Below are 24,723 nucleotides of genomic sequence, written 5' to 3' on the forward strand. Positions count from 1 at the left end.
GTGTCCTCCTAATTAAAAGTTTGTGAATTTGCTGACACTATTCTAGCATAACGCGTGACTTTGTGAAATAATAATTACTTATTATTCCGAATAATTGGGTCAGGCCGTTACAATATGCTACAATTATGTCACGAATTAAATGTGAAAGGAGCTTAATAAAGCGTGATTTTACTACAAGTACAGCAAGTTATGCGGCGTTTTGGCGCCGATGTCTTGTTCGATAACGTACAAATGGATATTCAAGAACACGCTCGGGTGGCCCTCGTCGGTCGAAACGGGGCCGGAAAATCAACCTTACTTAAAATGATTGCCGGCGAAACGGTACCGGACGAAGGCCAGATTTCAATGCGCAAGGGCTTAACAATCGGTTACTTGGCGCAAGACCAAGGACTGGATAGTAACAATACGATTTGGGAAGAAATGAGTAGTGTCTTTGCTGAGTTACATGCCATCGAAAAACGGATGCACCAGCTCGAAAATCAATTGAGCGACCCCGCAATCATGAATGATGAGCAGGCTTATCAACAGACCCTGAAAACCTATGATCAGATTCAAACTGGATTTCAACAAAAAAACGGGTACGGCTACCAAGCTGAGATTCGGGGCGTGTTGCACGGCTTCCAATTCGACGCCGATGTGTACGATAAGTCGGTGACGGCACTATCCGGTGGACAAAAGACCCAGTTGGCCTTGGCCAAGTTGTTACTTGAAAAACGGGACTTGCTTATCCTTGACGAACCGACGAACCACTTGGACGTCGAAACTCTTACTTGGTTGGAAAGCTATCTCCAGTCTTACTCTGGTGCGCTGCTAATCGTTAGCCATGACCGTTATTTCTTAGACCGGGTCGTTAACGAAGTCTATGACTTATCACACCATGAAATGGTGCACTACACTGGTAACTACGACCAGTTTGTGCAAGAAAAAGCGGCTCGAATCCAAGCACAATGGAAACATTATGAAAAGCAACAAGCGGAGATCAGCAAGCTTGAAGACTTTGTTAATCGTAACATCGTGCGTGCTTCTACGACAAAACGGGCCCAGGCTCGGCGTAAGCAGTTAGCAAAGATGGACCGCCTTGACCGCCCTGATAGTGACGAGAAGACTGCCCACTTTGGCTTTCATGCGGCTAAACAAAGCGGCAACATTGTGTTGACCGTCAAAGATGCAGCCGTGGGCTATGATGGTCAGATTCTTTCGGAACCCGACAACTTGAATATTAAGAAACATGAAGCTATTGCCATTGTTGGACCGAACGGTATTGGAAAATCGACTTTCCTAAAGAGTATTTTGGGACAGATTCCATTCATTAAAGGCCAGGCCGTTTTTGGCACCAACGTCGTTACGGGCTACTACGATCAAGAGCAACGTAATTTAAACGACAAAAAAACCGTCCTCAGTGAACTTTGGGATGAACATCCCACCACTCCTGAAAAAGACATTCGTACCATTTTGGGCAGTTTTCTCTTCACTGGTGAAGATGTTGATAAACCCGTTCATGCCCTATCTGGTGGAGAACGAGCCCGGTTACTGTTGACCAAACTTGCCATGCAAAATGACAACTTCTTAATCTTAGATGAACCAACTAACCACTTGGATATCGATAGCCGTGAAGTTTTGGAAGTCGCCCTCAACGACTTTGACGGCACCCTTTTGTTCGTGTCACATGACCGCTACTTCATTAACCAAGTCGCCACGAGTGTCGTAGAGGTTTCTCCGGAAGGCACGGAACTCTTCTTAGGTGATTACGACTACTACATCGACAAGAAACAAGAGCAAGCTGAAATCGCGGCTGCGGCTGCTAGCCAAGCGGCCGAAAAAGCTGCTGAAGCCGGTGCAGCGGATTCAACCAGTGCCACAACTGCTGCTCCCCGCTCCAAAGGCCAGCAAAATTACCAAGCCAGCAAGCAGCAACAACGTGAAAAGCGCAAGCTCGAGCGCTCAGTTGCCGCCCTGGAAGAACAGATGACTGCCTTAGATGAACAAGCCACACAGATTCAAACTGAAATGGCGCAACCTGAAGTATCGGCCGATGTTGGTAAACTACAAGACCTACAAAAAGAACTTGAAGCCATCAATACTCAACAAGAACAAGTTGAAACCGAATGGACCGAACAAGCTGAAGCTTTAGAAGAATTGAGCTAATTTTCCAATGACTCATCAGATAAAAATAATAGTCGCCTCAAGAATTAATATAATTCTTAAGGCGACTATTATTTTGCCCCTATCCGCGGCATAAATCATGATTGAAAGGTGCCGGTTAGGTGGGTTCCTGTTCGTCAGCAATGCGCGTCCGATTCCGACCTCCGGGGCTGGGTGACAATTGCTGGAACGTAAGCCGACGTCGATTTGAGTCTTATTCTAAGCCGGAAGGAACCCACTTCCAGCTAAGAATAATTTGGCTACTGAACATTGTCACCCAGCCCCTCCAGTCGGGATGCCGCTCGAATGGCTGATGAACGGCCACTGAACTCGGTACAATTTGTCGTTGGCTATTTTGATACTGAACCCTTTAAGTCAAATATCAGAGTGCCTTCTCCACTTTTTCGAAATATTCAATTATTACTACGGTAATTCAGAAATAGTGAGTTATCACAAGACCTTTTCAATCTGACAGTTGATTGATAAAATTAACGTTTATGAAAAACAACGACAAATCCAGCAAAAGTTGAGTACGCCCCTATCAGCCATTCGAACGCTATCCCGACTGGAAGGCGTTTCTGACAATGCCCAGTGGTGAAATTTCACTTAGCAAGCGTCCTGTGCTTGGTTAGTGAAAGGCCAGTATTTGAGACGTGGTTTTTCGGCTCAAATCTGTGCCCACCACGTTCCGGCAATTGGCAGAAATGCCTGGAGGTCGGTGTAGGACGAACTAACTAAGCAAGTTTACACTAACTTGAACTATTTCCAGCGGGCTTAAGCTGGTCATTTTTGATTCTAGGAATCATCCTCTTTTAATCATAATTAATGAAAAGATACTAAAACGGGTGTGAAAAGGACTGTCTTTTCACACCCGTTTATAACTGCTTCATTACTTCAACATACCTGGCATCCAATCAAATTCTAAGCTTGGATCGGCATTCAGCGTCGCGTCGCCGAATTGGTGATGCTGATATTGAACATAGCCCGCAGCACCAATCATGGCACCATTATCACCGCATAACTTTAGAGGCGCTAAGATTAGTTCGGTGTCAGGGAAAGCGGCTGGTAAATCTTGTTGTAACCGTTCACGTAGCCCCTGGTTAGCTGCAACGCCACCGGCTAAGACCAATTGCTTAACTGGATATTGTTTAAGGACTCGTAACGTTTTACTCATCAGGACATCAACCACGCTAGCCTGAAAGCTAGCCGCTAAATCGTTCTTATCCAGAGTCGCGCCAATTTGATCTGCGTGATGGACCGTATTGATGAACGCACTCTTCAGCCCACTAAAACTAAAATCGTAATTATCTTCATCAATCATTGCTCGCGGAAATTTGAAAGTGTCGTGGCCTGCATGTGCCATCTCGTCAATGACTTTACCTGCCGGATATGGAACACCCAATACCCGACCGATTTTATCATAGGCTTCACCAGCCGCATCGTCACGTGTTTCACCTATAATCTCAAATTGCCCATCTGCTTGCATGTAGACCAATTCAGTATGACCGCCAGAAACTAATAGTGCCATTAGCGGAAATTCGAACGGCTTAACGAACCGAGCAGCATAAATGTGCCCAGCCATATGGTTAACTGGAATCAGCGGTAATTGGTGCGCGTATGCCACTGTCTTAGCTGCATTAACACCGACTAACAGTGCCCCCACTAGACCGGGGCCATACGTCACGGCAACAGCATCAAGGTCAGCATACGTCACGTGTGCCTCTTGAAGTGCGGCTTCAATACAAATTGTAATTTGTTCAATATGATGACGGCTGGCAACTTCAGGAACCACGCCACCAAACCGTTTGTGACTATTAATCTGCGTTGCAATCACGTTGGATAAAATCTCATGGCCATCTTTGATCACTGCCACACTAGTCTCGTCACAACTGGACTCAAACGCTAAAATCAAGTTTTGTTTTTCCACGGTTCCCATCCTTTTAATTAATCATTTTACGCATGATCCACGCATCTTCTTCGGGATCATGATAATATTCCTTACGCGTGGCAATCTGGTCAAAGCCGCATTGCTGATACAAGCGCTGGGCGGCGAGATTACTAGCCCGGACTTCTAGGAATACGGACCCTGCCGATAATTGTGCTAAGCAGGCTGTTAATAACCACCGCGCATGCCCTTGACGCTGATAGGCCGGATCAATTGCAATATTCGTAATTTCGGTCTCATCAAGCACTGTTGAGCGGCTGACAAACCCGATCAGTTCATCCTGCCACCGTAATAAATCATAGTGTACCGTTGGTAACGCCATGTCCGCCGCAAACGTCGCTTGCCGCCAAGGTGCGCCACCGGGATATGCTAATGTCGCTAACTGGTAACAAACTTGGACGGCCCGACCCGCGTCAAGCTGCGTACTGGCGACAAGCTGTCGTTCAGTCATCCGTAGCTACCGGAATACGATAAGTCATATCAATAGCATCTTCATGGTCGCCAAAATAGTACCGTTTCTTGATACCAGTCTTTTCAAACCCTAAATCGCGGTAAAGTTGTTGCGCAATCGTATTACTGTAACGAACCTCAAGGGTCACCGTTTGGTAATGCAACTTACGCGCCCGCTTCATCATGACTTGCATCATAAAATGGCCTAGTCCTTGGCCTTGAACATCAGGATGTACAGCAATATTGGTGATATGTGCATCTTGGCGGCGATCATCAAAGACACAACCACAAAAAGCGACGAGGCGATCTTCATGACGCATCACAATATAGAAACGACCGCTCTGTCGGCGAAGTTCCGTCTTAAACGCATTTTCATCCCACGGTGTCTGTCCCGCATATACGGCCCGTTCAATGGCTAGCATCTCGGGCACATCGGTAATCAGTGCGCGTGAGACATAGTAATTGACTTCGCCCACTTTAACGATGTGATTTTGAATGGCCAATACACGTTGGCGGCGTTGATTGCCACCGGTGGTCATTTTTTGAAAGTACTCCTTAAATTTTCTCAACATAGGGCGCATGTTCCTTTTCTGGGTGCTTGGCTTGCCAATCACGTTCAGCTTGCGTTAAACGCAAATAGTTCGGCACAAAGTTATGAATTTCACTCACGGGTGTCAGCGTTCGACCCATCAAACCTAGTACTACGGCTTGGGGCAAGTCAAGTTGTGGGGCTGCACGAACGAACTGCTTGGCTAACGATTGCTGCAAAGCATCCGCATATTGATCGACATCCGCGCCGACAAAGGTAATTGGTTCATCATAACTAGCTAATCGTTGGCCCCACTCGGTCACACTGATATGTTGATCAGCGATAACGGCAACTGGACGCTGGTTCTTAATCCGATATAACCCGGCAAAGATGTTGTCACGACGCGCATCAAATAACGGCGCCACTAATTGGCCTTCCGTCACAATGTTGCCAGCTAACACGGCCAAACTCGATACACCAACTAAGGCTTTATCTAATGTAAAGGCAAGTGTTTTAGCAGTCGTCACGCCAATTCGCAACCCCGTATACGACCCTGGTCCGGCAGCAACGACGATCCGGTCTAAATCAGCTGGTGCCAATTTAGCTTGAGCCATGGCTTGTTCAATAATTGGTAATAATGTACTACTGTGGTTACGGCCAACATTAGTGGTCGTTGTGGCCAAGATCTGGGTATCTTCTAATACCGCGACACTCAATGGCCGATTCGAAGTATCAATCGCCAACAACTTCATAATTTTAAAAAACTCCTCATTTTGAATTACTTCACATATCTTATCATAATTTACTTACTTTGAAAGCTTTACGGTAGTAACCAACCAATTCAATCCAGAAACAATCAACAACTATCCTGACCAGTTTCCACTCATACTTACCAATCACTGAATTGAAAACCGAATGTAAATATTATTTACATAACTTATACATATACTTCACTAATCCTTGTCCGCACATTTACAATACCTTGTTATGCTACACAAGTAACTAAAATTACTTGGAGGTAATTGGAAACTATGTCAAAAGTTAGTAAGTCATTATTAGGTCTTTCATTCATTTCGGTTTTAGGTTTAGGACTCGCAGGTTGCGCTAGCGGAACCAGTGCTAAATCTGGTGGTAGCAGTACGGATAGCAGCAAAACCATCACGGTGGTCTTCTATCCTAACGAATCAGCCAAGAGTTTTGCTGGTTCCCGTACGGCCATTAAGCAAGCAGTTGAAAAGGCAACGGGTAAGACGGTTAAATTACAAACCACGACCGACTATAACGTTGCGATCCAAGCAATTGCATCCGGCAAAGCTCAAGTCGCATACATGGGGGCTAACGGTTATATCCAAGCACACCACAAGAGCAAAGATGTTGTACCTTTTGCCGCACAATCTGATGCTAAAGGTACCTTGAAAGACGCTACTTATAACTCCTACTTAATGGTACAACAAAAAGATGCCAAAAAGTATGAAGAAAACGGTAAGTACAGTATTAAGAACGTCAAAGGCAAGAAGATGTCTTATGTTTCCAATAGTTCAACTTCAGGCTTCTTAGTACCAACGGCTGAAATCTCACGTGAATTCAACATCAAAACCGCTGACCAAGATAAATTAACTCAAAGCGGATCATTCTTTAGTAAAGTGCTCTATGGTGGCTCTCATCAGGGTTCCGCGGTCAACTTACTCAAGGGGGATGCGGATGTCGCTGCCTTTGATGATGCTGATTTAATGCCATACTTAAACGTTACCAAGGGATCATGGGACAAGGTCGGCTCAACTTTCACTGTTAAGGATAACGCCGAAGCGCCATTTACAAGTTTAGCCGGCAAGTCGGTCGTTAACATTGCCATGATGCCTGTTCAACAAGGCCCATGGGTATACAATACCAAGTCCCTCAGCAAGGATGATCAAAAGAAGATCGCCACTGAGTTCACGTCGAAGTCCTTTGCCCAAAACAAAAAGATCTTCTCTGAACCAAATGCGAAGACACCAATGATGTTCCCTAAGAAATCAGAAAAGTCCAAATTAGTTAATGTTACCGACAAGTGGTACGCGCCAACGCATAAGTTAGTAGGTTACTAAACCACGTACCATTAGTTCACAATGAAAGGATTTGCCAATGCTCAAGGTTATTCAGCTAGATAAAACATATGGTTCCAATAAGCATTCGCTCAAAGCAGTCAACTTCACAGCTAAACCGGGCGAAGTAACTGCCATCATCGGCCCGTCTGGTGCTGGTAAAACAACTATTTTACGGAGTATCAATCAGTTGATCCGCGATGATAGTGGTCAAATTTTGCTCGATGACACTGACATTCGTCAAGCGAACAAAGCTGAATTACGCAAAGTTCGTCATCATATCGGCATGATTTTCCAAAACTACAATCTGATCAGTCCGTTAACGGCCCTTGAAAATGTTCTGCATGGCCGCTTAGGCGCTAAATCAACGGTTGCTGGCATGCTCGGCCTTTACAGTAGCGCCGAAAAACAAGAGGCGCTACAACTACTCGACGAAGTAGGGTTAAAAGAATACGCCTACCAACGTTGCGATCAATTAAGTGGTGGCCAACAACAACGGGTCGGGATCGCACGGGCATTAATGCAACATCCTAAGATGATTTTATGTGATGAACCGATTGCTTCCCTAGATCCCAAATCAACGACCATTGTCATGGACATTCTACGGCGATTGGCAAAGGAAAAACAACTGATTATCCTCATTAATCTACATCAGGTCGATATCGCAATGGCGTACACCGACCATATCGTCGGCATTAACAGCGGCGCCATCGTTTTCGAAGGCGCCACTAATGAAGTTGACGACGCGGTCTTACAACACATTTATCGCCAACCTGACCAATCAACGGCGGTGGCTGCCAATGAAAACTAATCCAATGACACCGCAACGCTTTTTTCAGCAACGTCGGTTGCGATTATCAGTTGTTTTGCTCATTTTAATTGGCATCTACGTCTTATCCATGGCCCTCGTTAATTTTCAGGCGTGGGCTTCGATCAGTAAGATTCCAGCGGGCTTAATGTGGTTGTTTACCAACTTTATTCCGACAAGTCGTTCGATTTCTTATCTGGGACCGATTCTTTATCAGCTGTGGCGGACCTTGCTCGTGGCAATTTCATCAACCATGGTCGCTAGTCTCTTCGCCCTGATCTTTGCGATTCTCGGTGCTAAGACGACCACCCCAACACCTGTCCTCCGCTGGATTATTCGTTTTGGTGCTTCACTCTTACGTAATATTCCGGTGGTCGCTTGGGCGATGATTCTTCTGTTTTCTTTTAAACAGAGTGACTTTACGGGCTTCTTGGCACTGTTCTTTATGACGCTAGGCTATCTAACACGGGCCTTTACTGAAACTATTGAGGACCTCGATGCCGAAAAGCTTCAAGCACTGCAAGCCGTTGGCGCCAACTATTTCCAATGTGTCTTCTGTGGGGTGTTACCCGAAGCCGCTAGTACCTTGACTAGTTGGATTCTCTACATGATTGAAAACAACTTACGGGACGCAACCTTGGTCGGACTCTTGACGGGTACGGGTGTTGGTTTTCTCTTTGACTACTATTTTAAGGCGTTCCGCTATGACGCTGCTGGTCTAATTGTTTTGTTAATTGCGATTTTAGTCATTGTTTTAGAATTGACATCTAATCGAATTCGGAGGGCAATTGCATGATTGAAAACAGTCAACCCAAAACACAAGTACTTCAACCGTCAGCACCACCAACCCGGTCGATTTCGTTGGTGACTCGGCCCCGCAAAATCCTGCGAGCCGTTATGATTGGCCTAACGCTTATCAGTGTCTATTCATTAGTCACACTCAATAATGCCAACCTGAACATCATTGACGCTTTGCATAGCTTAGGTCTCAACCTGAATGCTATGTTCTTACACCCTAGCGTTGGTCAAGACACACTGGGGCAACTCTTACGGGCCCTAATGACTAGTGTTTCATTAGCAATGTTGACGACTTTGTTAGGAGCGCTAATCGCCTTCTTCATTGCCGTCGGTGCTGCCCGTAACTTAGCACCCAGTTGGTTAGCTACTAGTATTAAAGCAGTCATGGCCTTTATTCGTGCCATTCCAACGATTTTATGGGTGTTAATTTACTCCGTAGTCATGGGATTAGGTGCTAGTGCCGCCGTGGTCGGCTTGACCTTCCACAGTGTAGCGTACTTGGTTAAGGCTTATTCTGAAAGTATTGAAGAAACCTCACAAGATACGATTGAAGCGTTAAAGGCGAGTGGCGTGGGTTTTTGGCCGATTGTTTTTCAGGCCATTCTCCCGTCAATCATTCCAGCACTTCTTAGCTGGACGTTCATCCGGTTTGAAATTAACTTTGCCAATGCGGTCGCCGTTGGTGCTGCAGCCGGTGCTGACGATATCGGTTACTACCTCTTCATGGCTGGCAGTTTCTACTTCGATTTCCATGAAGTTGGTTTGATTGTCTACCTACTCTTGGGTGTCGCAATCGTGCTCGAACTGGTTTCTATGCGGTTACGTGGCCACTACTTAAAGAACAACTAAGTAAATTCAAAGGAGTTTTCATCAATGACAATTAAAGCAGTAATTTTTGACTGGGCCGGCACGACCATTGACTATGGCAGCCGGGCGCCCATCGTGGCTTTCCAAAAAGCCTTTGCCAACGTTGGTATTCAAATCTCTGAAGCTGAGATTCGCCAAGATATGGGACTAGATAAGTACACCCATATCCATAAAATCATGGATTTACCGGCCGTTCAAAACGACTGGCAGGCGCGTTTCCAAGTCTTACCGACTGAAGACGACTGCAATCAAATCTTTAGCAACTTCAAGGCAATCTTGCTTAGCTCCCTGACTGAATTCGGACAATTAAAGCCCGGCATGTCAGCTGTAATTGACTATTTGACCGCTCACAATATCAGCTATGGCACGACCACCGGCTATGACGCTGAAATGTTAGCCCTGGTCTTACCGATCGCAGCTAAGCAAGGCTATCGTCCCGCCGTCAACATCACTTCAGAACAAACTGGCGGTGTTGGTCGACCAGCGCCGGCAATGCTTGCGTTAGCAGCTGAACAGCTCACAGTCACCGATCCAACGACCGTCATGAAAATTGGGGATTCCGTTAATGATATCTTAGAAGGCAACAACGCCGACGCAGTCTCTGTAGGGATTATTGATGGTAGCAACATCATGGGACTTTCGGAGTTAGCCTTCAACGCCCTTAGCCCCGCCGAACAAGCTGAACGACGAGCCCACGTCACTGCCGCTTATCAACGCGCTGGTGCCGATTACATTTTACAATCGATGGCTGAATTACCGGCATTGCTTGATCAAATCAATCAACCGGTTGCCACTGATCATTAGCAGACAAGGAGCCCGATTTTTATGAAACAACCTTATTTACTCCTAACACCCGGTCCACTCAGTACGACTGCCAGTGTTAAGGACGCAATGCAAATTGATTATTGTACTTGGGATAGTGACTATCGGCACGTCACCGAAACCATTCGGCAACAAATCTTAGCTATGGCCCAAGCCAATCCAGAAAACTATACGACCGTCCTACTACAAGGAAGCGGCAGTTTTGGTGTTGAGGCCACCATTGGCACAGCAGTACCACGGACCGATGCAACTTTAATGATTGCCATTAACGGCGCATATGGGCATCGGATCAGTCAAATTGCAGAATATTACGATATTCCACATATCGACGTTGTGTTCAACGAAGATGAAGCCGTCGATCCGGTTCGGATTGAAGCAACCTTAGCTGATCATCCGGAGATTACCCACTTCGCAACCGTTCATAGCGAAACGACAACTGGGATTCTCAACCCAATCGAAGCCTTAATGCCTATCATGCATGAACACGAGATCGTAACGATCATCGATGCCATGTCCAGTTTAGGTGGCGTCCCGATTAGCATTGATGAATTGGATTGTGACTACTTGATTAGTAGTGCCAACAAGTGTGTGCAAGGCGTGCCCGGTTTTGCGTTCATTATTGCAAAACAAGCGACCTTGGCCCACACTGCTGACAACGCTCGTTCACTTTGTCTAGATCTCTACGACCAATGGCAAGCCATGACCAAGCAACCAGGAAAATGGCGCTTCACTTCGCCAACCCACGTGGTACATGCCTTTGCGCAAGCACTCATTGAATTGCAAGCAGAAGGCGGCGTGACACCACGCTACCAACGTTACCATGCTAGTCAACAACTCCTTAGCGACGGCTTACAAGCGCTAGGTTTTGAATTAGTGATTGATCCAGCCATTCAAGGGCCCATCATTACGTCATTCAAATACCCGAACGTCGACTTTGATTTTGCTGACTTCTATCAGTTCATCAAGCAACGCGGCTTCGTCATTTATCCTGGGAAGGTTTCAAATATCCCTAGCTTCAGAATTGGTACCATCGGTGATGTTGATACAACTGATATTCAACGACTCTTAACAATTATCGGTGATTATCAACAACTTCACCGCTAACTGCATTGATCAATCTAAAAGGTGCGTGCCAAGGACTCAATCCTGACATGCACCTTTTTTGACGACCACAAAAGCGGCTTTGAAATCTATTGACGAGATTTCAAAGCCGCTTTCAATTATCAGCTAACCGATACTAGTCACGATCATCGTAGCCATTGGGATGCTTCTGCGTCCAAGCCCACGCTGTTTCAATAATATCGTTAACATTGTCATAATTTGGTTGCCAACCTAGCACGTCACGCGCCTTATCACTCGCCGCAACCAATGAGTCTGGATCACCAGGCCGCCGTGGTGCTAGCTTAGCTGGAATTGGTTGCCCGGTAACTTCACGAGCAGCCGCTAACATTTGTTTGTTAGAGAAACCAGTTGAAGAACCCAGGTTAAAGGCATTGCTGTCATTTCCTGCAGCCAAGTACTTCAAAGCCAAGATATGTGCATCAGCTAAGTCGACAACATGCACATAGTCACGCACATTCGTCCCATCCGGCGTATTATAGTCATCGCCGAAGATTTTAAGTTCATCGCGTTTTCCTTGCGCAACTTGTAAAATGATTGGAACCAGATGTGTTTCGGGGCCATGATCTTCGCCAATACTGCCATCTGGCTTGGCACCCGCAACGTTAAAGTAACGTAACGCGACAAACTTAATGCCATAGGCGACGTCCGCCCAGTGCATAATCTGTTCCATCATTAACTTGCTGGCGCCATACGGGTTGATTGGTAACTGTGGATCAGTTTCTTTAATTGGAATCTGCTTAGGTGTCCCATAAGTAGCGGCCGTTGATGAGAAGACGATTTGCTTCACATTATGGGCCTGCATCGTTTCAAGTAACGTGATCATCCCACCAGTATTGTTATCAAAGTACTTCAGTGGCTTACTCATTGATTCTGGTACGATTGAAAAGGCGGCAAAATGCACGACAGCTTCAATATCCTCAGTATCAAAAACGTGATTCAAAAAATCCGCATCCCGCAAATCACCCTGATAAAACTTGGCCGCCGAATTAACAGCAGCACGGTGTCCCGTGACCAAATTATCAACGACCACGACGTCCGTACCGTGTTCTACTAACCGATCAACCATGTGAGAACCAATGTAGCCAGCTCCCCCTAAAACTAAAATTGACATAATGAACCTCCCCTGTATGGATGTATTAATCATAGCATACTGAATCGCTAGCGACTCTAATAAAAACGTGCGTTCTAATCGACCAAGTCGCTCATGACCACATCATTAACACACTAGTGTAAATACCAACCCAGCAAATTACTGAATCGGCTCTGGTAAAGTCCGCCATTGAATCGTGACCTCACAACACTTCTCATCATCAACTTCGATCAAATGACTCGTCGTGACCTGATCGGCCACTTCGCTCGGTAAGATGTTCGCATGAGCAGTCACCGTTTGCCCGTACTTGACTTCATTTTCATAGCGAACGTCAACGTGAACTAAATCATGTTGAAGCAAGAACGTCGCGGGTAGCGTATCTACGAGCCAATCAAAATAGTGTGCATTATTAACATGCCGGTTGGGATCAATGTCAAAGAAGCGGACATGGTACGGCTTCGTAATCGTTGTATCGGTCGCTTCAAAACTAATCGGTCGTGGCAAGCGCGGAATACGCTTGACGACTTCCGACTGATACGGCGCGACCAGTTCTGGTAAAATTTTTACGATTCGCCGGGTCGTTTGACTCATCATGACCCAGATACTCGTAATATAGGCCAACTGTTGACCATCTGCGTCCCGAATCCAAAATTCACGGTAAGCAAAATATGGATTATAAGCACTACCCCGAACGGCAATCGTAACGACTTCGTCTTGGCGGGGCATCCGTGTAATATCGATGGCATATTGCGTGACGACCCAACCGACACCATGGCTTTGCACCATTTCCGTCGTTAAACCAAGGGCGTCGCTTTGATCCTCTGATGCCAGTACAGCAATATCAATTAATGTCGTTAAGGTTGCGCGACCAGTGCGGTCACATTCATAATACGTAATCCGGTGCTGTTCACTGTAAAGACTCGCATTTGCGCCTAAAGTTGCCATTCATCAAGACTCCTCATCGTTGGTATTTAGTTCATGAAATTGATTATAAACGCTTTGCCGGGGAATATTTCGTCGCTTCGCAATCGTCTTAATGGCCACGTTGGGCTTATCTCCGGCTGCAATCAACGCTTCGACTTGGGCTTTGACTGGCAACTGTGCCAATTCATCCGTTGTTTCTGGTTCATCCTTATCCGGATTACCACCGATCAAAAGGACAAATTCGCCCTTTAACTGATGATCCTGCGCCCACGTCACCATTTCAGCCAAGGTTCCACGCGCGAATTCCTCGTAACGCTTAGTCAATTCCCGGCACGCCACAATTGGCCGCGTCCCTTCACAGACGGTCGCTAGGAGGGTCAAGGTCTTGGCAACACGGAATGGCGATTCGTACAAGACCACTGTTTCATGTCGCCGAGCCAATTTAGCCAAATCAGCTTTTTGTTCATTCTTCTTACGCGGTAAAAAGCCGTAGAAATAAAATGGCTGTGGCACTAGGCCAGAAGCAATCAGCGCAGTCAGGCCGGCATTGGCACCTGGTAGTGGCACGACTGGAATATTCGCGGCAATGCAGGCTGCCACAAGTTCTTTGCCGGGATCACTGATTGACGGCATCCCCGCATCGCTAACTTGTGCTAAGTTAACGCCCGTCTGTAATTTTTCAATTAACTGGGGAATCCGTTCTTGGGTGTTATGTTCATGAAAGCTAATTTGTTTCGTTGTAATTTCAAAATGATTCAATAACTTTTGGGTATTCCGGGTATCTTCTGCGGCAATTAGGTCAACCGTTTTAAGCATCGCCACTGCCCGATAAGTCATATCCTGTAAGTTGCCAATTGGCGTCGGTACTAAGTACAAGGTCCCGATACCCGCATGATCTGCAAAACTTTGTTGTGTTTCCAAAACGTCCTCCTAACAATCCTCTCGACCGTGACTTGTTCCTATGAGTGACTCGTGGTGAAAAGCACAAAAAGTCTGGGACTACTCCCAGACTTTTTCGACTATGCGCGTTCACGTTCACCATAAATGACTTCCAAACAAAAAACGCAGGATTCGTCATCGTCACGCCGTTTGCCGTAAAACTGGTTGCAGACGTGGAAGCCCTCATCATAGAGTTTTTCCAAGTTTTGCCGTGACTTTGAGAGCGTGGTCGTGCTAGCCGCTTTTTTCGGCAATTCATTTTCAATTTCGACCATGTGTTCACGTAAATGTTCATTTTCAATGACCAATTCCGCGTTTTTCTCTAACACCGTTGTCATATCGGCGCGTAACTTAGCCATTTTGTCTAGCATTTGTTGCATCTGTTGTTCCATTTCACCGAAACTATCGTATAAATCACGCTTATCCACGCGCTCACCCTCGTTTTCCTTTATTTAAGCGTTTGTTTGAAAAATCGGCCATAACTTTAACGTTAAGCCTTCTAAGACATTTTGAAAACTAATATTGCTAGCTAGCTGGCGCTTGGCCGTTAAAGCTAGTTCTGTCGCCGCAATCAACTGCTCATCGCTGACTTCAGCCGTTAACCCGGCCAATTCTTTTTGGTACTGACCAAAGGTTAACGCTGTCGTTGCCACCTCAAAATGTAATTGCAATAGATCTTGGAACAAGGCCGCAATTAAATCCAACATAACCAGCTGATGGTCAGCGTCCTTAGCCAAACCAACTAAATTGACCTGCACAGCCACAAAACTCCGTGGGTCACCCTTAACAGCCTGGTCAAACCACCGCCACAATGCTTGCGCAGCTTGTGGTAACCAATCATCCGCTAGCAACGCCTGCGCCTGGGTCACGCTATTTGTCAGGCCCCGTAACATCTGCGCTTGGTTTGGCGCAATCCCGGCCTGTTCAAACGTCTGCTGTAACGCCTGCGCATTTAATGGTGGGAATTCGATCACCTGGGTTCGTGAAATAATCGTTGGTAGCATCAGTTGCTTATTAGTCGTTAATAACAAGGCCGTGACGTTACCACTTGGCTCCTCAATAAACTTCAATAAGCTATTGGCAGCACTCGCTGTCATCTTCTCCGCATCATTAATGATGAACAGTTTCCGGTTACCTTCGACCGCACTCTTAGAGAATTCAGCTTTTAAGTAACGAACCTGATCAACGTGAATTCGCTGACCCTCGGGAGCCACTGTCACAATATCAGGGTGCGACCCATTAGCAATCCGGACGCACTCCTCACAAGTGCCATCTGGTTCACCATCATTAATATGCAGGCAGAACAACCGTTGCGCAATCCAATGGGCCAGTTCTGGTTGTCCAGCGCCTTCCATCCCCGCGAATAAGTACGCGTGGGCCAGATGGTTCTGGGCGATGATGTGTTTAAATGCCGCTAATAAGCGGGGCTGTTTCGCCGCTAACGTTTGCGCAAATGACTCGGTTGTTGCCATTAATAATCATCCTTCATTAAAATTGGTGAAATTGTTCAATTGGTAGAACAAAGACCGTGGCGCCACCGACTTGAACTTCAACTGGATAGGCAGCTGCGCCATCCATCGTCACGTCTAGATTGACTGGTGGTGTCATAAACTGTTCCCGCGCATGACTCGTTTCTTTAATCATGGCTAAAACTTCATCCACACGGTCATCATCAATACCGATCATAAAAGTGGTATTACCTGAACGTAGGAAGCCCCCCGTCGTTGAGAGCTTCGTGGCCCGAACATTGGCTTCAATGAACTGGCTGCTCAACCGGTTACTGTCCTTATCTTGAACGATTGCAATAATTAATTTCATTGGTCTTCCCCTCCCTTGGATGCCACATAAGTCGGTAACTGTGACGCCATAATCTCTAAGGCCTGCGTCACAACTTGGTCCAATGGCTGACTTGCATCGACACGCTTAATACGGTCAGGATGATCTGCCAGCAATCTCAAATACGCTGCTTGCACCCGGTGATGGAAACTTAAGGCTTCCACGTCCAAGCGATTAATTTCATTTTGGCGATGTTGTTGAATGCGGTTTAATCCAACGGCAGCATCTACGTCAAAATACAACGTTAAATCTGCGGTTAGCCCCGCGGTCGCGAACTGATTCATATCATAAACCGCTTGTTCCCCAATACCACGGCCGGCCCCCTGATAAGCGACCGAGCTATCGATGTAGCGATCACACAAGACAAGTTGGTCGTTCTGCAATGCTGGTTGAATGGTTTGGACGATATGTTGTCGCCGTGCTGCCGCATAGAGTAACGCTTCCGTACGGTCGTCCATCGCCGTATTATGACGGTCTAAAATGATTTTTCGAATTGCTTCTGAGATTTGATTCCCGCCCGGTTCACGCGTCACAACTAAGCGATCCCCTAATTGTGGCTGTAATTTGGCCACAATCACGTTTAAAGCTGACGTTTTGCCGGCACCGTCTGGCCCTTCAAAAGTAACTAATTTTCCTGTCAACATTCCCAATCCCATCTATTTTCTTATATGTAGCAATTGTACTTGATTTTTGAGTACCTGTCTAATACGGTTACCACTAGTGAGGGTACTTTTTCACGATTTTTACGTGGGTCGGCTACTACCAATTGTGGTTTTGATGATTTATTCGGTGAATTGCTAAAAAGTTATGAGGTAGTACTACCCACGATTGATAAATACCGATTTTAGTTTGTTATTCATTAGTAGATACACATCTTCTATTCCAATTGCCGCACCTAGCATGTCTTAATCACAATGCATGACAGATTAACTGGTAAAATAATGCTAGGGTTCTAAATCAAAAACGCACGCCGTAGATTTACAAAAATCAACGACGTGCGTCTTTATTTTGAAACAAGTTATCTCTTAAATCACTAACAGTCTATTTATCAATGACCGAGCGCTGAATCGTCTGCCCATGAACTTGACGTAAACGTGCTTCACGATACAGATATAAATACTTAGCACGCGCTAAGGCGGTCTGCGTAACTAGTTCACTCGTATTATTATCATAGACCGCTTCTTGGTTCTGCTTCGCACGGTCCCAGTCCAACTTAGCGGCATTCAGGGTCGACAACAACTGTTCATCAAAAACTTCCTTGGGATGCTTGATCTTCTGTTTACGTTTAAACATGGTGGCACCTCCAATTACATTTCTTGGCGACCTTCAACTGCTTTGAATAAGGTCATTTCATCCGCATATTGAATATCACTACCAACCGACAAGCCGTGCGCCAATCGGGTCACTTTGATTCCCGCCGGCTTAACTAGCCGCGAGATGTACATCGCTGTTGCTTCACCTTCAGGCGTGGCATTGGTGGCAATAATGACTTCCTTGATGGCTTCATTTTGCTGTAGCCGTTTCAATAAACTGGCAATGTTGATATCTTCCGGACCTTTGCCATCAATGGGTGACAATACCCCATGTAAGACGTGATACAGCCCGTTGTATTCCTTAATCTTTTCCATTGCCATGACATCCTTGGCCTCTTCAACAACCAGAACGGTGCTTTGATCACGCGACTTATCCTTACAAATCACACACGGATCATCTTCGGTGATATTACCGCAAATACTACAAAAATGCAGGTCCCGTTTGGCCGCAATCAGCGACTTAGCGAACTCGGTGACGTCATCACCGTTCATATCAATTGTATAAAACGCCAGCCGCGTCGCAGTCTTGCCACCAATGCCGGGCAACTTCATATAACTATCAATCAACTTAGCAATTGGTTCTGGATACTGCATGTACTTACCTCGTTTTTACTGTAATCCCTTAGTATATTTTCCCATCGTACTTTGTGTCTGTTCATCGACCTTAGTCAACGCGTCGTTCACCGCAGCAACGACTAAGTCCTGTAACATATCCACATCATCAGGATCAACAGCATCAGGGTTAATCGTAATATCCTTCATCTTCTTATCACCAGTAAAAGTGACTTTGACCATGTCGTCTGGCGCCGCACCCGTGAAGGTTTGTTCATTTAAAGCCGCTTGTTCGGCTGTCATTTGCGCCTGCATCTTCTTCATTTGTTTCATCATACTTTGCATATTGCCCATTCCACGCATCATAATTATCAGTTCCTTTCGTCTTTAGTCCGGCTGTACTTCAACTAAATCACCGAACATGTTCTTAGCTTCTTCAACGACCGGTTCTTTGGCCGGTGCTTGTTGCTCTGATGTTGCACCTCCTGGCTGGTGAGTGGCCAAATAATCCTTACGAATTTGTGGCCACTGTTCTTTAGGCACACAGACAATCTTGGGTGCCTGTCCCATCAGCCGATCCAAACCATTTCCGAGTGCATCGATCAAGGTCTGGTCATCAATCGCTTTTTGATAAACAAACGCATAGTCAAACGCAACCACAACACCTTCTGAACTGGCCGCAACTGGTTGGGCCACGTGCATTAGGGCCCGCTGCGTCACACTCAAAATGTTCATCAAATCAGTCCAAACATCGCGCACCTTAATGAGATCATTCTTCGTTGCCGCTCCCAGAATAGGATAAATCTGACTGACATTAACCTTCTTAACAACCGGGCCATTACTCGACCGCGGCTTAGCCGGTGCGGGTTTAGTGACACTACCACCTTGAGAACGTAACGTTTTAACCTCGCTTTGCAACTGTTCAACTTGTTGTGCCAGTTTATGCACAGTGGGATCTTCAGGATTGACCGTTGCCGCAGCTACCGGTTGAACGGCCGCCTGACCATCCAACTGAGCTAGCTTGACCGTCAACACTTCTAAATAAACGTCGGGGTGCGTCGTGAACCGCATTTGTTGTTGAATATCGTTCAACGTCTTGACCATTTGGTACAGGACTTCAGCATCGATTTGCTTGGCAAATGCTTCAAATTGTTGATCATCCTCGCCCATCGCCACACTATCGACCATTTCAGGGGCCTGTTGATAGAGTAACACGTCACGCGTATAACTGATCAAATCTTCAATGAAACGGTTCGCATCTTTACCTTCTTGTAAGATTTGTCGCATCGTCTCTAGTGCCGGCTTCGTATCATGGTCGGTGACCTCACTGACATAGTTAGCCAGCAACTGCTTGGTCACACTTCCCGTCACCATTAACGCATCATCCAACGTAACCGTGTTATCCCCAAACGAAATTACTTGATCCAGAATACTTAAAGCATCCCGCATTCCACCTTCAGCAGCCGCTGCAATGACGCGTAGCGCTTTTTCATCATAGGTCACATCCTTCTCATTGAGGATGTACACCATCCGATCGTAGCTATCCTTAGCTGTAATCCGCCGAAAATCAAACCGTTGCGTCCGTGAAATAATCGTTAATGGAATCTTATGGGGCTCCGTTGTCGCTAAGATAAATATAACGTTAGCCGGGGGTTCTTCTAGCGTTTTGAGCAACGCATTAAACGCGCCAGTCGATAACATATGAACTTCATCAATAATGTAGACTTTATAGTCCGCTTGCGTTGGAGCATACTTCGCTTTGTCCCGAATATCACGAATCTCTTCCACGCCATTATTAGAAGCCGCATCAATTTCGATGACATCATTTAGTTGCCCCTTGGTAATCGCCGTACAAGTCTCACATTCATTGCAAGGTTCCCCATCAACAAGATGGTGACAGTTAATTGCCTTGGCAAAAATCTTTGCTGCCGACGTTTTCCCAGTTCCCCGGGGACCGGTAAACAGATACGCATGACTCGTCTGGTGGGTCATAATGGCATTTTTTAGTGTCTGGGTAATCATCTGTTGCCCGACAATCTCATCAAAGCGTTGGGGACGCCAAACCCGATATAGTGCCCGATACATGCGATTCTTCCTTTCTTACATCAGTCATACTTTGGTTATCATTACTTATTATAAGCCATTGTTTAAACGTCCTGAACAGTTAGCTTCCTGGTTGTGCTGCTTCCACTAACAATCAGTGTCGGTTATGCAAATTAAGCATCTAAGCGCACTTGCCAACGAGTCGATGCCCAGGCCTTTAACCACCTTTGTTAGGCGTTTAGTTATTCCTTCAACAAGCAGTGGCTTTAACTATCAGCCTGAAAAGCATCACCCAAATAACGTATTACTACTATAATAATAGGTAAATAAAAATAAACCAACCTATCAGCACGTTCAAAACTAGCACTCAATATTTAATTTAAATAAAAAGCTCTCAACCGAATGGCTAAGAGCTGTTACATTTCATAAAAACAAAAGGCACAAGATGAAGCAAACTTAGTGCTGCTTCCTTCCGGACCTGACACGATTCGTAAATCCACCCTTGCCTTTTGGCCTTGCGGCAAATACTATAATACATGATTTGCGCCACAATTACCAGCCATCGGCCTAATTTTTTTCAGCAGCTTCACGTCGTGCTTTTTTAGCCGCCTTTTTCCGTTTACGAATCCCACGGAAGAAGTTTTCCAACATCTCGCCGGCCGGACGTGCCAAGATGCGTTCATGAACCGTTACTTGATGATTTAACCGGGTATCATCCATCACCTGATACAAACTACGAACGGCGCCAGCCTTGGGATCACGGGCACCAAAGTAGAGTTCAGGTAGCCGTGCATTAATAATAGCCCCACTACACATCAAACATGGTTCCAAGGTGACATATAGCTGACAATCGGCTAATCGCCAACTATGCAAATATTCGCAAGCTTCCTGAATCGCAATAATTTCCGCGTGCATCGTTGCATCCTGACCATGCTCCCGTAAATTGTGACCACGGCCAATAATTTCACCCTGGTGAACGATCACGGCCCCAATCGGCACTTCGCCAATTAAGTAGGCCATCCGCGCTTCATGTAATGCTTCTTGCATCCAGTCTTCCGCTGTTGGTTCCGTCACGACTATCCCTCCTTTACACTTTGTAGGATGTAATACCCTTTGTCCTTCTTAATCACCTGACAATTACCAAAGGTCGTTTGCATCAATTTCTTCGCAGATGGTGCGCCCTGCTTTTTCTGTAAAACGACGGTGAGTGTTCCACCAACGACTAGCCGTGAAACGGCCCCCGTTAACATCGCATCCACCACTGCCTTACCTGCGCGCACCGGTGGGTTGGTGACAATCGCCGCGTAATTAGTCGCGGTCACTTGTTGATAGACATCAGACGTAAAAATATTGGTATTCGTAATTTGGTTCAAAGCAACATTTTTACGCGCTAAGCTTAGCGCTAACTCGTTCACATCGACCATATCAACCGTTCGTTCGGGTGATTGATACGCGAGCGCCATCCCAATGGGACCATATCCGGTTCCCAAATCTAGCATTGGGCCCGCTGACAAATCAGTTGGATCAAACGCTGCAAGTAGTGTTCGTGAGCCGTAATCCACGGTACGCTTGGAGAAGACACCGTTGTCCGTCGTAAATTTAAACGAGTGATTAAAAATTTCAAAATTCCATTGCTTTTCATCATGCACAATATCCGGATTGTGTGTATAATAATAGTTGGTCATATTTATTTTCCTCTAAATTTCTGGTCTATATCTATGATAACTGATTCAGCGAGTGAACCACAAATAATTTAAAAAACTTTTTAGTCGGTTAAAAGCTGACACTAACACAACATCTAGGGCTTGTGATTTTTACCACACCCTAGATGTTGTGTTTTTTGATTGTTTTTTTCACCACATGTTGTATACTAAATTTATCAGAAAAACGAGTTAGGATGATGAAAAATGAAAAAAGTTACTGTATTTACTAAAAACAACTGCATGCAATGCAAGATGACTAAGAAGTTCCTCACGGCGCACAATATTGCCTTTGAAGAGAAGAACATCAATACGAATCCTGAATACGTCGATTACCTGAAGAATCAAGGTTTCCATGCTGTTCCGGTCGTTGAAATCAATGGCGAAGACAGCATTGCCGGCTTCCGTCCTGATGCTTTAAAACAATTAGCTGTTTAGTTTGTTCACGCTTTTTTGCGTGGTTACATAGCTGGTTTACCCTTTAAAATATGATAAACGACCCACAATCATCAACCTACTGATTGTGGGTCGTCGATTTTGCCAGCCACAATTATACTGATAGAAAGAGGATTCCTTATGACCTTAAAAGATTTAAAAGACGTCACGTATTACGACTTAAATAATGAGATCAATATTCCCGTTAACAATCAGATTCCGCTCAACAAGGATCAGGAGGCACTTGCCGCTTTCCTTGAACAAAATGTTGAACCGAACACGATGAAATTTGATAGTCTTAAGGCGCGCTTTGACTACCTACGTGAACACGACTATTTGGAAACCCCTGCCATTGATAAGTATGATTTTAGCTTTATCGAAAAACTTTACGATTACTTGCGGTCGCAAGACTTCCACTTCAAGACGTTTATGGCGGCTTACAAATTTTATGCCCAATACGCCTTAAAGACGGATGATGGCGACTATTACTTGGAAAACTTTATTGACCGTGTGGCAATGAACGCCCTCTACTTTGCTGATGGTAATGAAGACTTGGCGATGGACCTGGCCGACGAAATCGTTCACCAACGTTATCAACCAGCCACCCCCAGTTTTCTCAATGCTGGCCGGGCCCGGCGTGGTGAATTGATTTCTTGCTTCTTGATTCAATCGACCGATGATATGAACTCAATCGGCCGGACGATTAACTCCGCGTTACAACTTTCTCGGATCGGTGGCGGGGTCGGTATTAACCTCAGCAACTTACGGGGTGCCGGTGATCCAATCAAGCATATCGATGGCGCTGCTAGTGGGGTCGTACCCGTCATGAAATTATTAGAAGACAGTTTCTCCTACTCTAACCAATTAGGTCAACGTCAAGGTGCCGGGGTCGTTTACCTTAGTGTCTTTCATCCAGATATTATTGCCTTTCTTTCTGCTAAGAAGGAAAACGCCGACGAAAAGATTCGGCTCAAGACGCTTTCACTCGGTGTCACCGTACCCGACAAGTTTTACGAGTTGATCAAGGCTGACGCTGATATGTATCTCTTCAGTCCTTACGGCGTTGAACGCGAATACGGGGTACCGTTCTCATATGTCGATATCACCAAAGAATACGACAATATGGTTAAGAACCCGAACATCCGTAAAACTAAGATCAAGGCGCGTGACCTTGAAAATGAAATCAGCAAGTTACAACAAGAATCTGGCTACCCATACGTCGTCAACATTGATACCGCGAACCGCGAAAATCCTATCGACGGTAAAATCGTGATGAGTAACTTGTGCTCAGAAGTGATGCAAGTGCAAACCCCATCATTAATTGATGACCAACAACAGTATGAGAAGTTGGGAACTGATATTAGTTGTAACCTTGGTTCGACTAACATTGTTAACTTAATGACCTCTCCAGACTTTGGACATTCTGTTGAAGCCATGGTGCGCGCGTTAACTTTTGTTACTGACCACTCTAACGTCGACGTCGTTCCTTCCATCCAAAAAGGGAACCGTCAAGCCCATACCATTGGATTAGGTGCCATGGGGCTCCATGCCTTTTTCGCGAAGAATCAGATGGAATACGGCAGTAAAGAAGCCGTTGACTTTACCAATATCTACTTCTTACTCTTAAACTACTGGACCTTAAAAGCTTCTAACGAAATTGCGCGTGAACGTCACGAAACCTTCGTTAACTTTGAAAAATCCAAGTATGCCGATGGTTCTTACTTTGACAAGTACACCACCCAAGATTGGCAACCAAAATATGACAAGACCGCTGCACTGTTTGACGGTATCTTCATTCCAACCAAAGCTGATTGGGAAGCCCTCAAAGAAGCCGTTATGCGTGATGGCCTCTATCATCAAAACCGGATGGCTGTCGCCCCAAATGGGTCAATTTCGTACATCAACGATACGACTGCCAGCCTACACCCAATCATCAACCGGGTCGAAGAACGACAAGAAAAGAAAATTGGTAAGATTTATTATCCCGCTCCTTACCTATCTAATGATACAATTAACTATTATAAGTCAGCATACGATACTGATATGCGTAAAGTTATCGATGTCTATGCGGCTGCTCAACAACACGTTGACCAAGGAATGAGCTTGACCCTCTTCATGCGGTCAACTATTCCAGCTGGCTTATACGAATGGAAAGATGGTCGCACTGATAAGATGACCACGCGGGACTTAAACATTTTACGGAACTACGCCTACCGCAAAGGGATCAAATCGATTTATTATATTCGGACCTTTACGGATGACGATGGCGAAGTCGGTGTTAACGAATGTGAAAGCTGCGTAATTTAGTATCTTAGATCTCTAGGAGG

General features: G+C 45.6%; 26 protein-coding genes and 1 other RNA gene. 9 read left to right on the plus strand and 18 right to left on the minus strand.

Translation table 11 applies throughout. The features are described 5' to 3' along the window. Positions 1–162 precede the first annotated feature (162 nt). Positions 163–2,145, plus strand: coding sequence for an ABC-F family ATP-binding cassette domain-containing protein (locus ACWQAU_RS07265; protein WP_013355247.1), 1,983 nt, complete (start codon positions 163–165; stop codon positions 2,143–2,145). A gap of 886 nt (positions 2,146–3,031) precedes the next feature. Here the strand turns inward: ACWQAU_RS07265 and tsaD are convergent. The 4 genes from tsaD to tsaB are packed head-to-tail and all read right to left on the minus strand — an operon-like array spanning position 3,032 to position 5,818. Continuing rightward, entirely contained in the window at positions 3,032–4,078 is a 1,047-nt protein-coding gene (gene tsaD / locus ACWQAU_RS07270) for a tRNA (adenosine(37)-N6)-threonylcarbamoyltransferase complex transferase subunit TsaD (protein ID WP_011101143.1), read from the minus strand. Between the two features lie 4 nt (positions 4,079–4,082). Beyond that, entirely contained in the window at positions 4,083–4,538 is a 456-nt protein-coding gene (rimI, locus tag ACWQAU_RS07275) for a ribosomal protein S18-alanine N-acetyltransferase (RefSeq protein ID WP_003640979.1), read from the minus strand. Next, positions 4,531–5,109 (minus strand): ribosomal protein S18-alanine N-acetyltransferase, encoded by a 579-nt coding sequence (gene rimI, locus ACWQAU_RS07280; RefSeq protein ID WP_011101142.1) that lies wholly within the window; start codon positions 5,107–5,109, stop codon positions 4,531–4,533. The genes rimI (ACWQAU_RS07275) and rimI (ACWQAU_RS07280) overlap by 8 nt, the downstream gene beginning before the upstream one ends. Next, positions 5,093–5,818: a tRNA (adenosine(37)-N6)-threonylcarbamoyltransferase complex dimerization subunit type 1 TsaB gene (gene tsaB, locus ACWQAU_RS07285; RefSeq protein WP_003640977.1), complete on the minus strand. Its 726-nt coding sequence runs from the start codon at positions 5,816–5,818 to the stop codon at positions 5,093–5,095. The genes rimI (ACWQAU_RS07280) and tsaB overlap by 17 nt, the downstream gene beginning before the upstream one ends. Positions 5,819–6,097: 279 nt before the next feature. On the opposite strand from tsaB, the gene ACWQAU_RS07290 reads away from it, so the two are divergent. The 6 genes from ACWQAU_RS07290 to phnW are packed head-to-tail and all read left to right on the plus strand — an operon-like array spanning position 6,098 to position 11,546. Continuing rightward, positions 6,098–7,150, plus strand: a complete 1,053-nt coding sequence (locus ACWQAU_RS07290; protein ID WP_003640976.1) for a phosphate/phosphite/phosphonate ABC transporter substrate-binding protein — start codon at positions 6,098–6,100, stop codon at positions 7,148–7,150. Positions 7,151–7,187: 37 nt separating this feature from the next. Continuing rightward, on the plus strand, positions 7,188–7,958 hold the full coding sequence (phnC, locus tag ACWQAU_RS07295) for a phosphonate ABC transporter ATP-binding protein (RefSeq protein WP_003640975.1): 771 nt from the start codon (positions 7,188–7,190) through the stop codon (positions 7,956–7,958). Then, positions 7,948–8,751, plus strand: a complete 804-nt coding sequence (phnE, locus tag ACWQAU_RS07300) for a phosphonate ABC transporter, permease protein PhnE (protein WP_022638341.1) — start codon at positions 7,948–7,950, stop codon at positions 8,749–8,751. Before phnC ends, phnE begins: the two co-directional genes overlap by 11 nt. Next, a complete protein-coding gene (locus ACWQAU_RS07305; RefSeq protein WP_003640973.1) occupies positions 8,748–9,602 on the plus strand; it encodes a PhnE/PtxC family ABC transporter permease in 855 nt (284 codons plus the stop codon). Before phnE ends, ACWQAU_RS07305 begins: the two co-directional genes overlap by 4 nt. Before the next feature lie 24 nt (positions 9,603–9,626). Continuing rightward, a complete protein-coding gene (gene phnX, locus ACWQAU_RS07310) occupies positions 9,627–10,424 on the plus strand; it encodes a phosphonoacetaldehyde hydrolase (RefSeq protein ID WP_013355242.1) in 798 nt (265 codons plus the stop codon). A gap of 21 nt (positions 10,425–10,445) precedes the next feature. Beyond that, positions 10,446–11,546, plus strand: coding sequence for a 2-aminoethylphosphonate--pyruvate transaminase (gene phnW / locus ACWQAU_RS07315; protein WP_013355241.1), 1,101 nt, complete (start codon positions 10,446–10,448; stop codon positions 11,544–11,546). 133 nt (positions 11,547–11,679) lie between these two features. Here the strand turns inward: phnW and galE are convergent, their stop codons facing one another. The 14 genes from galE to ACWQAU_RS07385 all read right to left on the minus strand — a co-directional run bounded on the left by galE (position 11,680) and on the right by ACWQAU_RS07385 (position 21,946). Further along, on the minus strand, positions 11,680–12,675 hold the full coding sequence (gene galE / locus ACWQAU_RS07320) for a UDP-glucose 4-epimerase GalE (RefSeq protein WP_013355240.1): 996 nt from the start codon (positions 12,673–12,675) through the stop codon (positions 11,680–11,682). Positions 12,676–12,813: 138 nt separating this feature from the next. Continuing rightward, a complete protein-coding gene (locus ACWQAU_RS07325) occupies positions 12,814–13,599 on the minus strand; it encodes an acyl-[acyl-carrier-protein] thioesterase (protein WP_003640969.1) in 786 nt (261 codons plus the stop codon). Positions 13,600–13,602: 3 nt separating this feature from the next. Further along, positions 13,603–14,499, minus strand: a complete 897-nt coding sequence (gene rsmI / locus ACWQAU_RS07330; RefSeq protein WP_013355239.1) for a 16S rRNA (cytidine(1402)-2'-O)-methyltransferase — start codon at positions 14,497–14,499, stop codon at positions 13,603–13,605. A gap of 98 nt (positions 14,500–14,597) precedes the next feature. Further along, positions 14,598–14,945 (minus strand): DNA replication initiation control protein YabA, encoded by a 348-nt coding sequence (locus tag ACWQAU_RS07335; RefSeq protein WP_003640967.1) that lies wholly within the window; start codon positions 14,943–14,945, stop codon positions 14,598–14,600. Between the two features lie 24 nt (positions 14,946–14,969). Continuing rightward, a complete protein-coding gene (gene holB / locus ACWQAU_RS07340) occupies positions 14,970–15,989 on the minus strand; it encodes a DNA polymerase III subunit delta' (RefSeq protein WP_003640966.1) in 1,020 nt (339 codons plus the stop codon). Between the two features lie 16 nt (positions 15,990–16,005). After that, positions 16,006–16,335 (minus strand): cyclic-di-AMP receptor, encoded by a 330-nt coding sequence (locus ACWQAU_RS07345; RefSeq protein ID WP_003640965.1) that lies wholly within the window; start codon positions 16,333–16,335, stop codon positions 16,006–16,008. Continuing rightward, positions 16,332–16,997: a dTMP kinase gene (tmk, locus tag ACWQAU_RS07350; protein WP_003643941.1), complete on the minus strand. Its 666-nt coding sequence runs from the start codon at positions 16,995–16,997 to the stop codon at positions 16,332–16,334. Before tmk ends, ACWQAU_RS07345 begins: the two co-directional genes overlap by 4 nt. Before the next feature lie 397 nt (positions 16,998–17,394). Next, positions 17,395–17,646, minus strand: a complete 252-nt coding sequence (locus ACWQAU_RS07355; RefSeq protein WP_003640957.1) for a YaaL family protein — start codon at positions 17,644–17,646, stop codon at positions 17,395–17,397. 14 nt (positions 17,647–17,660) lie between these two features. Next, the gene (gene recR / locus ACWQAU_RS07360) at positions 17,661–18,260 is read right to left on the minus strand and encodes a recombination mediator RecR (RefSeq protein WP_003637790.1); all 600 of its coding nucleotides are present in this window, start codon (positions 18,258–18,260) and stop codon (positions 17,661–17,663) included. A 15-nt stretch (positions 18,261–18,275) separates the two neighbouring features. Then, positions 18,276–18,584 carry a YbaB/EbfC family nucleoid-associated protein gene (locus tag ACWQAU_RS07365; protein ID WP_003640956.1) on the minus strand — a complete coding sequence of 103 codons (309 nt, stop codon included), beginning with the start codon at positions 18,582–18,584 and terminating at the stop codon, positions 18,276–18,278. A gap of 21 nt (positions 18,585–18,605) precedes the next feature. Next, positions 18,606–20,303 (minus strand): DNA polymerase III subunit gamma/tau, encoded by a 1,698-nt coding sequence (gene dnaX, locus ACWQAU_RS07370; protein ID WP_003644909.1) that lies wholly within the window; start codon positions 20,301–20,303, stop codon positions 18,606–18,608. Between the two features lie 385 nt (positions 20,304–20,688). Then, positions 20,689–20,775, minus strand: an RNA gene (ffs, locus tag ACWQAU_RS07375) — signal recognition particle sRNA small type. A gap of 53 nt (positions 20,776–20,828) precedes the next feature. Next, the gene (tadA, locus tag ACWQAU_RS07380; protein WP_003640954.1) at positions 20,829–21,335 is read right to left on the minus strand and encodes a tRNA adenosine(34) deaminase TadA; all 507 of its coding nucleotides are present in this window, start codon (positions 21,333–21,335) and stop codon (positions 20,829–20,831) included. 2 nt (positions 21,336–21,337) lie between these two features. Then, positions 21,338–21,946: a class I SAM-dependent methyltransferase gene (locus tag ACWQAU_RS07385; RefSeq protein ID WP_079111771.1), complete on the minus strand. Its 609-nt coding sequence runs from the start codon at positions 21,944–21,946 to the stop codon at positions 21,338–21,340. Positions 21,947–22,168: 222 nt separating this feature from the next. Here ACWQAU_RS07385 and ACWQAU_RS07390 point away from each other — a divergent pair, with 222 nt between their 5' ends. Both ACWQAU_RS07390 and nrdE read left to right on the plus strand, forming a co-directional pair. Next, on the plus strand, positions 22,169–22,399 hold the full coding sequence (locus ACWQAU_RS07390; protein ID WP_003640952.1) for a redoxin NrdH: 231 nt from the start codon (positions 22,169–22,171) through the stop codon (positions 22,397–22,399). A 138-nt stretch (positions 22,400–22,537) separates the two neighbouring features. Further along, positions 22,538–24,703, plus strand: a complete 2,166-nt coding sequence (gene nrdE / locus ACWQAU_RS07395; RefSeq protein ID WP_003643938.1) for a class 1b ribonucleoside-diphosphate reductase subunit alpha — start codon at positions 22,538–22,540, stop codon at positions 24,701–24,703. The last annotated feature ends 20 nt before the right edge of the window (positions 24,704–24,723 follow it).

The organism is Lactiplantibacillus sp. 3062 (assembly GCF_055413545.1).

Excerpts from the sequence above, each read along its gene's own strand:
- tsaD (WP_011101143.1), bottom strand. The coding sequence starts at position 4,078 with ATGGGAACCGTGGAAAAACAAAACTTGATTTTAGCGTTTGAGTCCAGT.
- rimI (WP_003640979.1), bottom strand. The coding sequence starts at position 4,538 with ATGACTGAACGACAGCTTGTCGCCAGTACGCAGCTTGACGCGGGTCGG.
- rimI (WP_011101142.1), bottom strand. The coding sequence starts at position 5,109 with ATGTTGAGAAAATTTAAGGAGTACTTTCAAAAAATGACCACCGGTGGC.
- tsaB (WP_003640977.1), bottom strand. The coding sequence starts at position 5,818 with ATGAAGTTGTTGGCGATTGATACTTCGAATCGGCCATTGAGTGTCGCG.
- ACWQAU_RS07290 (WP_003640976.1), top strand. The coding sequence starts at position 6,098 with ATGTCAAAAGTTAGTAAGTCATTATTAGGTCTTTCATTCATTTCGGTT.
- phnC (WP_003640975.1), top strand. The coding sequence starts at position 7,188 with ATGCTCAAGGTTATTCAGCTAGATAAAACATATGGTTCCAATAAGCAT.
- phnE (WP_022638341.1), top strand. The coding sequence starts at position 7,948 with ATGAAAACTAATCCAATGACACCGCAACGCTTTTTTCAGCAACGTCGG.
- ACWQAU_RS07305 (WP_003640973.1), top strand. The coding sequence starts at position 8,748 with ATGATTGAAAACAGTCAACCCAAAACACAAGTACTTCAACCGTCAGCA.
- phnX (WP_013355242.1), top strand. The coding sequence starts at position 9,627 with ATGACAATTAAAGCAGTAATTTTTGACTGGGCCGGCACGACCATTGAC.
- phnW (WP_013355241.1), top strand. The coding sequence starts at position 10,446 with ATGAAACAACCTTATTTACTCCTAACACCCGGTCCACTCAGTACGACT.
- galE (WP_013355240.1), bottom strand. The coding sequence starts at position 12,675 with ATGTCAATTTTAGTTTTAGGGGGAGCTGGCTACATTGGTTCTCACATG.
- ACWQAU_RS07325 (WP_003640969.1), bottom strand. The coding sequence starts at position 13,599 with ATGGCAACTTTAGGCGCAAATGCGAGTCTTTACAGTGAACAGCACCGG.
- holB (WP_003640966.1), bottom strand. The coding sequence starts at position 15,989 with ATGGCAACAACCGAGTCATTTGCGCAAACGTTAGCGGCGAAACAGCCC.
- ACWQAU_RS07345 (WP_003640965.1), bottom strand. The coding sequence starts at position 16,335 with ATGAAATTAATTATTGCAATCGTTCAAGATAAGGACAGTAACCGGTTG.
- tmk (WP_003643941.1), bottom strand. The coding sequence starts at position 16,997 with ATGTTGACAGGAAAATTAGTTACTTTTGAAGGGCCAGACGGTGCCGGC.
- ACWQAU_RS07355 (WP_003640957.1), bottom strand. The coding sequence starts at position 17,646 with ATGTTTAAACGTAAACAGAAGATCAAGCATCCCAAGGAAGTTTTTGAT.
- recR (WP_003637790.1), bottom strand. The coding sequence starts at position 18,260 with ATGCAGTATCCAGAACCAATTGCTAAGTTGATTGATAGTTATATGAAG.
- ACWQAU_RS07365 (WP_003640956.1), bottom strand. The coding sequence starts at position 18,584 with ATGATGCGTGGAATGGGCAATATGCAAAGTATGATGAAACAAATGAAG.
- dnaX (WP_003644909.1), bottom strand. The coding sequence starts at position 20,303 with ATGTATCGGGCACTATATCGGGTTTGGCGTCCCCAACGCTTTGATGAG.
- ACWQAU_RS07385 (WP_079111771.1), bottom strand. The coding sequence starts at position 21,946 with ATGACCAACTATTATTATACACACAATCCGGATATTGTGCATGATGAA.
- ACWQAU_RS07390 (WP_003640952.1), top strand. The coding sequence starts at position 22,169 with ATGAAAAAAGTTACTGTATTTACTAAAAACAACTGCATGCAATGCAAG.
- nrdE (WP_003643938.1), top strand. The coding sequence starts at position 22,538 with ATGACCTTAAAAGATTTAAAAGACGTCACGTATTACGACTTAAATAAT.